We start from the raw sequence: 12,321 nt of genomic DNA, 5'->3' as shown, positions 1-12,321 counted from the left end.
CGACTTTCCGAGCGATAAGACATTGTCCTCTCCTCTTGGCCTGTGCGAACTTCGTACGCATGCAGACTAGGAGGACGGTCACCAAGAGCTCAATTGAGCACAGGTCGACATCGGGCATCCAAAGGGGGCAAGATGACGATACCAAGGCTTATGGCACCCGGACCTAGTCCTAAGGTCGCCCGATGCGATCCCGGCGCCCCGTTCGATCAGCCGAAATTCTCGATCGCAAGCCCTATCCGTCCAGCTTCGCAGTTGTCGTCAAGATAAGCCAAAGTTTATGGGGCATGGGCATTGCACTGGTGGCATTCTCGCCCAGATCGGGCAATTCCATGCAGAGCGTCGGCATAGTTGGCTGCCCAAACGACGGGTCCACCGAATGACCAAAGGCGGCATGACGAGAAAGATACTGGTTTCGGTCGTCGATGATGATCGGTCTTGTCGCGAGTCCTTGTGCAGGCTCTTGAGATCGCTGGGCCATACAGCCGACGTTTTCTCGTCTGCAGCCGAATTTCTTACCTCCCCGCGCCTCGCCGAAACAGCCTGCCTAATCGCCGACATCCAGATGCCGGCCATGACGGGGCTCGAACTCTACCGACGCCTCATCGACACGGGCCAGGTGATTCCGACGATCCTCGTGACCGCGTTTCCCAATGATGCCGACCGGGCTCGCGCCCTGAATGACGGGGTCGCATGTTACCTGGGCAAGCCGGTGGATGACGAGCATCTTACGCAGTGTGTCCGCGAAGCCCTCAGGTCGGCTGGCCCTCATGAAGAAGAGCCGTGAGCTCCTTTTTCGAGATCGGGCAAGGTGAACCGAAATGCGGCACCGCCAGGATTATTTGCTCCCGCCCACAGCTTACCCCCATGAGCATGGATGATGGAGCGGCAAATCGACAACCCCATGCCTGTTCCACTGGACTTCGTCGTGTAGAAGGCGTCGAAGACCCGATCGAGATGCAGCGGATCGATGCCCGGCCCGGAATCGCGCACCGCCACGAGGACGCCCGCCTGGTCCTGCTCGGTGCAGATCAACAGCTCTCTCGCCCCCTCCTCAACCGAAGCCATTGCTTCAATTGCGTTGAGAACCAGGTTCAACAAGACTTGTTGCAGCTGGACGCGATCCCCCAAAACCGGACGCAGTCCCTTCGCTAGCTGGATTCGGACCGAAACGCCATTCCGGAACGTCGCGCTTTGCGCCAATCCAATCACTTCATTGATTGCCGCGTTGAAATCAAAGCGCTCCTTTCGCGGCGGCGCCTTCTTGATTTGCTCCCGGATACGATCAATGATTTCTCCTGATCGATCTGCGTCCGCAACCAGACAGGAGAGCGCTTCCCTGACCTCACCCAGGTTCGGCGGCTGCATCTTTAGAAAATTCTGGGCCGCCCGGGCGTTGTTACGGGCACTGGCGATCGGTTGCGCGATCTCGTGAGAGAGCGAGGCTGCCAACTCTCCCATTATGCTTACGCGGTTCATGTGGGCAAAATCCGATTGCATCTGCTGCAATTGCGCCAGCGCTTGTGTGCGATCCTCGATGTCCGTCAGGAGGACATACCAACGGGTAATACGTCCAGAGTCATCGCGAAGCGGGATGCCGCGGTTATCAAACCAGCGATATTCACCGTCGAAGCGTCGAATGCGTTGTTCAATATGGTAGGGAATCTCGGCGGCGATCGATTTTGTGAAGACTTCGGCGACATTGGGAAGATCGTCGGGATGTATCGTCCCGTTCGTTGCCCAATTCCTCAACTCCTCCAGCGACTGTCCGCCATATTCAAGGATTTGGCGATTGACGGCTTCGAGCTCACCATTTGGGGCTAGAATCGCAACTAGACCAGGTATCCCATCAATGGCCGAGCGCAAACTTCGTTCACTTTCACGCAGCGCCTCTTCCGCGCGCTTGCGCTCAGTCAAGTCGAGCACGAACGCGACGCCCTCGCTCCCGCCTTCGTTGAGGAGCGCAGCACCAACAAGCACAGGAACGCGGCTGCCGTCCTTCCTAAGGTACTCCCTCTCGAAAGGCTGAATGATTCCGGTGGAAGTCAGTTCGGCCCAGATACCCTTGTCGAGCTCACCCCACTCCGGCGGGCTCAGATCGGCCAAGCGCAAGCGACCCGAAACCAGATCCTCACGGTCATATCCGATGATATGTAGAAACGCGTCATTGGCTTCAAGAATCCGACGTTCGCGGTCGCCAATGAATATCCCGATGATGTTGGCGTCGACCAAACGACGAATCTTGCTTTCGCGATCTGCAAGGTCGTGATAGAGCCGCGAATTTTCAAGCGAGATTGCTGCTTGCGATGCAAGCACCTTCAACAGAACGACGCGGTCAGGTGTGAAAACGTTCGGTGATAAGTTGTTCTCTAGGTAGAGAATGCCGATGAGCTTTCCCTGACTGATCAACGGTAAACAGAGAATAGAACCGACGCGCCCCTGGACGATATAGGGATCGGCAGAAAACGCATTCTGAGATGATACGTCGTCGAGAATAACGGTCTCCTGGGTACGTGCTGAATAACGAACCACCGACTCCGGCAGCGCGGCTGCATTATGTTGCCCGTCCCGCAGACGCACGGATACGTCCTCTCCGCTGGCCGTCGCTTCCGCTTCTGCCTGCAGCTCATCGCCTCGCGGGGCAATCAAGAGACCTCGTTCTGCGCCGGCGTGCTTGAGGGCCGCGCGCATAAGTTTGTCGACGAGCTTTTCCAGAACTATTTCGCCAGAGAGCGCTTGCGAGACTTCGATCATCGTTGCGAGATCGAGATGTTCGACCGGTGCCTCGATCGTACCCGTTGGGCTCCGCGCGCGCTCGTCCTGCCTTAGCCGCGGATGTAGCTGGTCGAGTTGCCGCACCTTTCCGCCAGCGCCCCATCGCAGATAACCCCGCCGCGCGTTTCCCAGGTAGTGATGCGCAACCTCCTCGAGGCCGCGCGCCGCGTAAAAGCGGGCGGCCAGTTCGCAGGCAAGCGCTTCAAGTTGCGCGAAGTCGTTCGTGCGCGCAGAACGGATCGCCTTTTCGTAGAGGCGCTCCGCGTCGAGTTCCCGATCTTCGATTCGGGCGATTTCGGCGCCGATGATGGCGGCGCGGCTTTCGAAATTCTCCGGGCAGTTATCTGCCCATTCCACGAATCTTCGGTAATGGGCACTCAGTGCCTGGACGTGCTGCTGGAGGTCATTGGGCGATGCGCCATTGCAGGACGCCGCGTGGCTTAGCGCACCATAGAAGTACGCTTCTGCCGCCTCGAAAAAGGACGGCGATGTCCAGAGCAGCTCTTGCACCTTCAGCCATGCGCCGGCGGCCGCCGCATAGTCGCCCGCAAAGAAGCGCGCTTGAAGCTTCCGTAACCAATACCAACACGCCACGATCGGGGGCACCTCCCGGCCTTCGAACTCAACCTCATTGAAATGCGCGTCGCTCAGGCTACCGAAACTCACTGTGAGGCCGCGAAGATTACGGATGAGCGCAAGCTGCGTCGCAATAACGTCAACGACGCCAACGAAACGGGCTTTTTGGGAGAACTCCAGGCCGTGCTCGGCTTCGCGTTGCACGTCGGGGAGAGGATCACCTATCGCCAGAAGCCTGTGATTGACGTTATGGCACGCGTATCCCGCGTAGGTGAGATCGCCGACGCTATTGGCGGCCTCGAACGCTCGACGGTACAAATCCCGCTCGGTTCGTAGATGTTTGGTCCACGGGATGATGAGAACGACGAAATCCAGGTATGTCCGAGCCTGGAATCTCTTCAGCCCTCGCCGTTCGACCAGATCGTATCCCAGCCGGCCGAGGCGAAAGCCGGCCTTGTAGTTGCCAAAAATCATTCCGGCAATCGCTCCCACACAGACATAGGCGGCACAGGAGGCATCGGTGTTGCCGCGTTCAAGGCTCAGATTGACCATCCGGCACATCACCAGGCCATACAGATTCAAATCCACATTCATTGCGGCGACCGCGACCTTCGTCAGAACATCCATGGAGGCCAGAGCCTCTGGTTCGCTCATGATGGGCAAGTCGACGAGAGCCTCGATCTCGCGCCCTGCGAGCAGCGACCAGATTCGCTCGTATTCACCTTGCGCCTCGTCCGCCGTCGGATGAGCCGACCACTCGACACCGAGACAACGGAGGTAGCCGAGACAGACTTCGACTGCACGGTCGACCCGGCTCATCGTCGTATAAAGATCGATACGCAAGCCGGCGATTGCCGCCTGATCGATGATCGTTGCGGCGTGGGATGCCAGCATCGTCAGGCGCTCCTCCGCGGCGGCCAGTTCGCCAGTCAAAAACTCACATTCCGCTCGGTGCAGCTCCAGCGCGAACATGAGATCTGGCCTTCGCTCCGATGCATCGTCTGGCAAAATTGCCGCGCCCGCAGTAAGATAGCGCAATGCTGAAACATAGGCCGTGGAAGCTTTGGCGCGCTTGCCAGCGATCAGGTTCAGCTCGGCGAGTTGTTCGCGCTCGTCGTGCGAAGTGATCAGCGATATACCGCGGTTTAGTTGATTGACGATCTCAAAAATTTCTTCGTCGCGTTTCTCCCGGGGGGGTCTGCGCCAGCAGCAGCCGGCCGATCGCCAAATGTGCCTCGGCGCGCGCGTTGTCCGGGATCAGGTCGTAAGCAGCTTCCTGCACGCGGTCGTGAATGAACTTGTAGGACCGCCCAAGACGGTCGATCAACTGTTGACGCCGGGCCTCCCAGAGAGCCGAGTGCACCTGTTGTTCCGACGTTCCCAGAACGATCGAAAGCGCCGCGACATCGGCAACATTACCGAGGCAAGCGAACCGCCGTAACGCGTCCTGCGTGTCGAGCGGCAGCCGTGTCAGCTTCCCTGCCAGGAGCTCCACGACGTTGTCCGCATATCGTTTGGCATTTATGCCGCCGAGGTCCCACGTCCACTGCGCCCACTCATGATCGAAGGCCAGGAGACCCTCGTTGGCGAGCAGGTGAAGAAACTCGATCACGAAGAACGGATTGCCGCCGGTCTTTACATCCACCAGCTCTGCGAGGGGATGAGCCTCCTCTGCGTCGCAGCGGAACGAATCTGCGACAAGGTTTCCCAGCTCCTTGGCCGTGAGCGGAGCCAGCTTGATGTCCTGTACCCTTCCTGTCGCACGGACCGCCTCCAGCTTGCGCGTGAGCGGATGCGTTGCTGTGACTTCATTGCTGCGGAACGCGCCGATGAGGAGGAGATTGCGGAGATCGGGCCGGCTCAACAGGTCTTCCAACAGGTCGAGCGTAGCTGCATCGATCCATTGCAAGTCATCGACGAAGAGTGCCAGGGGATGTTCAGGCCGAGCAAAGACACCGATGAACTGCCGAAACATCAGCTGAAAACGCCGTTGCGCGTCCTGTGGCGGAAGCTCGGGAACCTGCGGCGGCTCTCCAATGATGAGCTTCACTTCAGGAACGAGATCCACAATCAACCCTGCGTTCGGCCCCAGCGCTTCCCGCAAGGCGTCGCGCCAGGGTGTAAGGTCGGCTTCGCTCTCGCCGAGTAGAGGACGGATCAAGCCCTGAAAGGCCTGTGCCAGCGTTGCGTAGGGAATATCGCGTTTGAGTTGATCGAACTTGCCGGAAGCGAACAGGCCGCGCGGCGGTACCAGCACCGGCTGGAGCTCGTTGACGACCGAGGATTTGCCCACGCCGGAGTAGCCGGAGACCAGGACCAATTCCGGGGCGCCACCGTTGACGACCCGATCGAACGCAGCGAGCAAGGTGTCAACCTCGTGTTGACGCCCATAAAGCTTTTCGGAAATCAACAGCCGGTCAGGCGTGTCGTGTTCGCCGAGCGGAAACTCGTCGATCCGCCCCTGCGCCTCCCATGCGATCAGGCAGCTGCCAAGGTCGCTTTCGAGGCCACCCGCCGTCTGATAGCGGTCTTCGGCCCTCTTCGCGAGCAGCTTCATGACGATCGCCGAAATGGCGCCGGGGATTTCCTTCAGCCGTTCGGCCGGCGGCACCGGCCGCTTGGCGAGATGGCAGTGCACCCATTCCATCGGCTCCGCGGCAACAAACGGCAAGGCACCCGTAAGCAACTGATAGAAGGTGACGCCGAGCGCGTAGAGGTCACTCCTTGAATCGATCGACCGATTCATCCGTCCGGTCTGTTCCGGCGCCATGTAGGCGAGCGTGCCGGCGATCATCTCTGGCGGATGCGGCGACTGACGCTCGCGCGCAAAGCGGGTGGCGATGCCGAATCCCGTCAGCAGCACCTCACCGGTCGCCTCGTTGAACAGGATGTTGGCCGGCTTGATATCCTTATGGACGAGCCCGCGCTGGTGAAGTTTGCCGACAGCCGAGGTGACCGCGATGGCGAGGCCCAGGAAGCGCCCCGCCTTCATCGGCACACCGAGCAACCGCTCGAGTGGCTCGCCATCCACATTGTCGAGCACCAGCATGGTTCGATTGGCGTCGCGCACGAGCTCCAGCGGCCGCACCGCCCACGCGCTGTCGAGCTCGTCCTTCAGTTCGTATTCGTGCCTGAAGTGTTCAAGAGTTGAACGAGACGCGCGATCGGCGGCAGGAACAACGAGCAGCACGGGGCGCCGTTTGCCCTCATCGTCGAGTCGCCAACCGCGTTGAAAGACGCGTTCGCTGTCTCTCCATAAGACCTGAGCGCCATCTTCTGAGTACGCGACGTCCTGCGAATGCGGCACCATCTGTCAGACTCCGGCATCCGGGCCCCGAAACGGTCAGGCAAAGCACCGCATTAGGTGCACAAAGGTCCTGCCTTTCTCGGGTCTGCAGAAATCGTATCCAATCGGCTGAAAAATGCCAGCCGTCCGTTGATCCTGCATGATCCGAAATGCGCCGAACCGGCCCTCTTCTTAGCAGCCATTTGGCGCGATTTGCCGGGCTTTACTCGCGACGATGACACACGTGGGTCAAATAGAGGTCAACCAAGGCAATTCGAGACAAGGCAACTGTAACTCCGAAGGAAAGACCATGACGACACTGGAAGCAACCAAATCGAGGGCCGCATCGGGCGTCACCCGCTCCGCCAGGCTATTCGTTCTCGAACTGAGCGGGGACCGCATCCACGCGATGAATCCCGACGGTTCCGACCGCAAGACCATCGTCACCGATTGCCGCCTCCCCGACGGCATCGCCGTGGATGTCGAGGCTGGTCACATCTACTGGACCAACATGGGCGTTCCTCCTCTCAACGACGGCTCGATCGAGCGCGCCGACCTCGATGGCGGCAACCGCAAGGTCATCATCCCGCAAGGCGTCACCCACACGCCGAAGCAGATGCACCTCGATAAGGAGAACGGCAAGCTCTATTGGTGCGACCGCGAGGGCATGCGCGTGATGCGCGCGAACCTCGACGGCTCCCAGGTCGAAACGCTGGTCGAACGCGGCCGCGGCGACAAGGACCAGCTCGATGAAACCCGCTGGTGCGTCGGCATCACTATCGATCCGAAGTTCAAGAAAATCTACTGGACGCAAAAGGGCGCGACGAAGGGCGGACTGGGCCGCATCTTCCGCGCCAACATCGAGATCCCGAAGGGCGAGACCCCGACGAACCGCTCCGACATCGAGCTGCTCTTCGATCATCTGCCGGAACCCGTCGACCTCGAGCTCGATCTGGCGAACCGTATCCTCTACTGGACCGACCGCGGCGATCCTCCGCGCGGCAACACCGTCACTCGTGTGCCGATCGACACAAAGGCTGCCCCGGAGATCGTGGTCACGCATTTGATGGAGGCCATCGGCATCGCGCTTGATGTCCCCGGCAACCGGATGTTCGTCACCGACTTCGCGGGATCGATCTATTCCGCCGATCTCGATGGCAAGAACGAGCGCAACTTCCTTTACGCCCAGGGCAACCTCACCGGCGTTGCCTACGCCGAAGTCTGAAGATCGAGGAGGAGAAACAAACCATGTCGAACAATAAACCCATTCGCCGCATCGCCATGATCGGGACCGGCGTGATTGGAGCGAGCTGGACCTCGCTGTTTCTCGCCAAGGGACTGCAGGTCGTCGCGACCGACCCCGCGCCAAACGCAGAAGCCTCGCTCCGCAAGTTCGTGGAGACGGCCTGGCCAGCGCTCAAGCGACTGGGCCTGTCGCCGGGAGCCTCGCAGTCGAACGTCACGTTCACCGCCGATCTCGCGCAGGCGGTTGCCGGCGTCGACCTCGTCCAGGAGAACGGGCCCGAGCGGATCGATTTCAAGCAAAAGCTCTACGGGCAGCTCGATGATCTCCTGCCACCCGAGGTCGTTATCGCATCGAGTTCGTCGGGGCTCACCATGAGCGAAATCCAGAAAGGCGCCAAGACCCATCCGGAGCGCTGTGTCATCGCCCATCCATTCAATCCGCCGCACCTGATCCCGCTGACCGAAATCGTCGGCGGAGCCAAGACCTCGGAAGCGACAATCCAGCGCGTGGAGGAATTCTACACGTCGATCGGGCAGAAGACCGTGCGGGTCAAGAAGGAGATGCCCGGCCACGTCGCCAACCGCTTGCAGTCCGCGCTGGCGCGCGAGGTCTACTATCTCGTCGCCGAGGGCGTGGTGAGCGCGGCCGATGTCGACACCGCCCTCTCCTGGGGCCCGGGCCTGCGCTGGGGCGTCATGGGCAACATGATGCTCAATCACCTTGGCGGTGGCCCGGGTGGGATCGAGCACTTCTTCCATCAATTCTCGGGGCCGATGACGGCCTGGTGGAAGACTCTCGGCTCGCCCGTGCTGACGCCGGAAGTGCAGCAGAACCTCATCGACGGCGTCCACGCGGAGGTCGGCTCGCGCTCCATCGCGGAGCTGGAGGCAGAACGCGACGAAGTCCTGCTCGGCCTGATCGAGCTGCGCAACAAGGTCGCAAAGTCGAACCAGACCAAATCGATCGAGCCGGTCGCATAAGCGAAAGCGCAACCGCGGAGATCGGACATGCAACTGACGCCGCCTCTTCTCTTCCGGCCTTCAGGCCACAGCAACAGGAGACCCAGAATGCTTACCAAAGCCCAGAAGCAGCTTCCGACGCCGAACAGCGATTTCTATCACCTCGCGAATACCCTGAACGCAGACGAACGAGCGGTTCTGCACAAGGTGCGCACGTTCATGGAGTCCAAAGTCCAGCCCATCATCAACAAGTACTGGGTCGAAGACGCTTTTCCGTTCGAGCTGCTGCCCGCATTCAAGGAGCTGAACCTCGCCGGAGTCGGCATCGAGGGACACGGCTGCGCCGGCGGGAATCAATTGCTGGTCGGTCTTGTTGCGATGGAGATGGCGCGGGTCGACTCCTCGTTCGCAACCTTCTTCGGTGTCCACAGCGGCCTCGCGATGGGTTCGATCGCGATCGCTGGAACGGAGGAACAGAAGCAAAAGTGGCTGCCGCCGATGGCCCGCATGGAGAAGATCGGCTGCTTCGGCCTGACCGAGCCGCTGGTCGGCTCCGGCGCGGGTGGCGGCCTGACCACGACGGCAAAACGCGAGGGCGACACCTGGGTCCTTAACGGCCAGAAGCGGTGGATCGGCAATGCGCCCTGGTGCGATATCTCGATCATCTGGGCGCGCGACGTCGACGACAACCAGGTCAAGGGCTTCATCGTCGAAAACAAGACCACGCCCGGCTTCACCGTCGAGAAGATGGAGAACAAGATTGCGCTCAAGGTAGTCCAGAACGGCCAGATCACGATGAAGGACTGCAGGATTCCGGAGGCAAATCATCTTGGAGCCGGCACCCAGTCCTTCCGCGACACCGCGCGCGTGCTGCGTGGGACGCGGTACCTTGTGGGATGGGAAACGACGGGATGCCAGATGGGTGCATACGAGAATGCGCTCAAGTACGCACAGGAACGACTGCAGTTCGGAAAGCCAATCGGCTCGTTCCAGATCATTCAGGACTTGCTTGCGAAGATGCTCGGCAACATCACTGCCTGCCAATGCATGGTGGCCCGTACCGCACGGCTCGCGGACGAAGGCAAGCTTACAGACCAGCAATCGGCGCTTGCGAAGGCGTTCACGACGTCCAAGACACGCGAGACGGTTACCTGGGCGCGAGAGCTGCTCGGCGGCAACGGCATCCTCGTCGACTACAACGTGGCGCGGTTCTTTGCGGATGCCGAGGCCCTCTATTCCTACGAGGGCACGTACCAGATGCAGCACCTGATCGTCGGGAAGGAGATCACAGGGTTCAGCGCCTTCATCTGAACCTCAAGCGAGCCGCCGCGCTCTGCGCCGGGTCGCGAACTGGAAAGAGAGATCAACATGTCATCGACAACAATCACGCTGCCACCTCCGCCCCCAGCAGTGCCTGCCGATTCATTGGCAGCCGTGCTGACGCTCGCAAACGTCCTGTACGAGAAGCGGGGCGCGATCGCCTATGTGACCGTCAACCGGCCCAAGGTGCTCAACGCCCTGAACACGCCGACATGGAAGGATCTGCGGACGGCCTTCGAGCATGCACAGGACGACGACGCCGTGCGCGGCGTCATTCTCACTGGCGCGGGCGACAAGGCATTCATTGCCGGCGCCGACATTAGCGAGCTCGCACATGCGAGTGCGATCGACGCCGAACGATCCAGCAGTTCCGGCCAGGAGGTGCTCGATCTCGTCGAGAATCTCGGCAAACCGGTGATCGCGGCAATCAACGGCTTTGCGTTGGGCGGCGGCTGCGAAACGGCAATGGCTTGCACCATCCGCATCGCGGTCGAGCACGCGAAGTTCGGCCAGCCCGAAGTCAAGCTGGGATTGCTGCCCGGCGGTGGCGGCACGCAGCGCCTGCCGCGCCTGGTCGGAAAGGGCCGCGCTCTTCAGCTCATTCTGTCCGGCGAGATCATCAACGCGGAGGAAGCCTGGCGCATCGGGCTCGTCAACGAAGTCGTCGCGGCAGCCGACCTCGTCCCGCGCGCGGAAGCCATTTTGAAGATGATCGCGTCGAACGCTCCTATCGCTGTCAAGCTCTCGCTCGAGGCGGTGAACAAGGGAATGGACACGAGCCAGAGCCAAGGCTTTGCGCTGGAAGCCTCCTATTTCGGCCTGTGCGCCGGGACGGAGGACAAGAAGGAAGGCACGTCCGCCTTCCTCGAGAAGCGCGCCCCCAAGTTCCTGGGGCGGTGAAGCAAGCACGACGATTTAGGAGAGATCCAATGCCAAGCGACAACATTTTCTCTGGACTGAAGGTGGTTGACTTCGCGAGCTTCATCGCGGGGCCCGGCGCGGCGGTCATGCTGTCGGATTTCGGCGCCGACGTCATCAAAGTCGAACCACCGAGCGGCGACCCCTGGAGACATGGGCACAAGATCCCACCGCAGCCGGCTTCAGATGATCCCTATCAGTGGCATCTCGCCAACCGCAACAAGCGCAGCATCACGCTCGATCTGAAGTCGGCCAGCGCGCAGCAGGTCGTCGAGCAGTTGGTCAGGTGGGCCGACGTCTTCATCGTCAATACACCGCATCCCGCTCGCAAGAAACTGAAGCTCGAATACGCCGACGTCGCACAATGGAACCCGAAGCTGATCTACGCGGATCTTACTGGCTTCGGCGAACAAGGGCCCGATTCCGCGCTGCCTGGCTTCGATCTCACGGCGTACTGGGCGCGCAGCGGCCTGCTGTCGATGACGCGCGATGCCGGCGCACCGCCAACCTGGCCGGTGGCCGGTAGCGGCGACAACGCGACCGCGGTTGGAATTTATTCGGCGATCGTCACCGCGCTCTACCGTCGCGAGCGAACCGGCAAGGGAACGTATGTCACGACCTCACTGCTCGCCACGGGTGTCTGGTCGGCGAGCGTTTCGATCCAGGCCGCATTGTCCGGCGCGAGTTTCTACGGGCTGCATGATCGCAAGCATCCGGCCAATGCGGCGCTCAACGTGTACCGCGCCTCCGACGGCACCTGGTTCGTTCTGGTCGTCGCGCCCGACAGGCTGGCAGCCGTGACGAAGGCGATCGGCCGGTCGGATCTCCTGACCGATCCGCGGTTTTCCGATCCCGCAAAGCTGACAGCGAACATGCCGGAGCTCACGGCCATTCTCGACGAGACTTTCTCCGCGCGACCGATGGAGCATTGGAATGAGGTTCTCAGCGGCGTGAACGTCACGTTCGGCGCCGTGCGCGGGCCGCAAGAGGTGATCAACGATCCGCAGTTGGCGGCAAACGACATCGTCGTTCCGCTCGAAGGCGCCGGCGGCAAGCTCACCTCCACGATTAGCAGCCCAATTCAGCTGCACGGTGTCGCCAAGGTGCCGGCCCGGCGTGCGCCCGACCTCGGCGAGCACACCGAGCAGATCCTCGGTGACCTGGGATTTGATGCTGATGGCATCGAGGACCTGCGAGCAACCGGCGCTGTACCGAAGGTCAAGGAACACGCCTGAAAAGTTGCG

Annotated in this window: 6 protein-coding genes and 1 pseudogene; 6 read left to right on the top strand and 1 reads right to left on the bottom strand. The window is 60.9% G+C overall.

The genetic code is table 11. The features are described 5' to 3' along the window. The first annotated feature begins 376 nt into the window (after positions 1-376). Complete coding sequence (locus tag QA645_RS06740) at positions 377-784, top strand: response regulator (protein WP_283049072.1); 408 nt, start codon at positions 377-379, stop codon at positions 782-784. Here the strand turns inward: QA645_RS06740 and QA645_RS06735 are convergent. Further along, positions 766-6,658: pseudogene (locus QA645_RS06735) on the bottom strand (AAA family ATPase). The gene QA645_RS06740 and the pseudogene QA645_RS06735 sit on opposite strands and share 19 nt — an antisense overlap. 286 nt (positions 6,659-6,944) lie before the next feature. Between QA645_RS06735 and QA645_RS06730 the strand changes: the two are divergent. The 5 genes from QA645_RS06730 (at position 6,945) to QA645_RS06710 (ending at position 12,312) form a co-directional block, all read left to right on the top strand. Then, positions 6,945-7,859, top strand: coding sequence for a 3-hydroxyacyl-CoA dehydrogenase (locus tag QA645_RS06730; protein ID WP_283049070.1), 915 nt, complete (start codon positions 6,945-6,947; stop codon positions 7,857-7,859). A gap of 23 nt (positions 7,860-7,882) precedes the next feature. Next, a complete protein-coding gene (locus tag QA645_RS06725; RefSeq protein WP_283049068.1) occupies positions 7,883-8,860 on the top strand; it encodes a 3-hydroxyacyl-CoA dehydrogenase NAD-binding domain-containing protein in 978 nt (325 codons plus the stop codon). Positions 8,861-8,947: 87 nt separating this feature from the next. After that, entirely contained in the window at positions 8,948-10,150 is a 1,203-nt protein-coding gene (locus tag QA645_RS06720) for an acyl-CoA dehydrogenase family protein (protein WP_283049066.1), read from the top strand. Between the two features lie 57 nt (positions 10,151-10,207). Beyond that, positions 10,208-11,059 (top strand): enoyl-CoA hydratase-related protein, encoded by an 852-nt coding sequence (locus QA645_RS06715; protein ID WP_283049064.1) that lies wholly within the window; start codon positions 10,208-10,210, stop codon positions 11,057-11,059. Between the two features lie 29 nt (positions 11,060-11,088). After that, complete coding sequence (locus tag QA645_RS06710; RefSeq protein WP_283049063.1) at positions 11,089-12,312, top strand: CoA transferase; 1,224 nt, start codon at positions 11,089-11,091, stop codon at positions 12,310-12,312. Positions 12,313-12,321 lie beyond the last annotated feature (9 nt).

Origin of the sequence: Bradyrhizobium sp. CIAT3101 (assembly GCF_029714945.1) — a bacterium.
In the GTDB taxonomy this organism is placed as follows: domain Bacteria; phylum Pseudomonadota; class Alphaproteobacteria; order Rhizobiales; family Xanthobacteraceae; genus Bradyrhizobium.
Note: the sequence above shows the minus strand (reverse complement) of the source record. Positions and strands in the feature narration are given on the sequence as shown.

What these genes read in the sequence shown, in the direction of transcription:
- QA645_RS06730 (WP_283049070.1), top strand. Translation starts at nt 6,945, where the DNA reads ATGACGACACTGGAAGCAACCAAATCGAGGGCCGCATCGGGCGTCACC.
- QA645_RS06710 (WP_283049063.1), top strand. Translation starts at nt 11,089, where the DNA reads ATGCCAAGCGACAACATTTTCTCTGGACTGAAGGTGGTTGACTTCGCG.
- QA645_RS06725 (WP_283049068.1), top strand. Translation starts at nt 7,883, where the DNA reads ATGTCGAACAATAAACCCATTCGCCGCATCGCCATGATCGGGACCGGC.
- QA645_RS06740 (WP_283049072.1), top strand. Translation starts at nt 377, where the DNA reads ATGACCAAAGGCGGCATGACGAGAAAGATACTGGTTTCGGTCGTCGAT.
- QA645_RS06715 (WP_283049064.1), top strand. Translation starts at nt 10,208, where the DNA reads ATGTCATCGACAACAATCACGCTGCCACCTCCGCCCCCAGCAGTGCCT.
- QA645_RS06720 (WP_283049066.1), top strand. Translation starts at nt 8,948, where the DNA reads ATGCTTACCAAAGCCCAGAAGCAGCTTCCGACGCCGAACAGCGATTTC.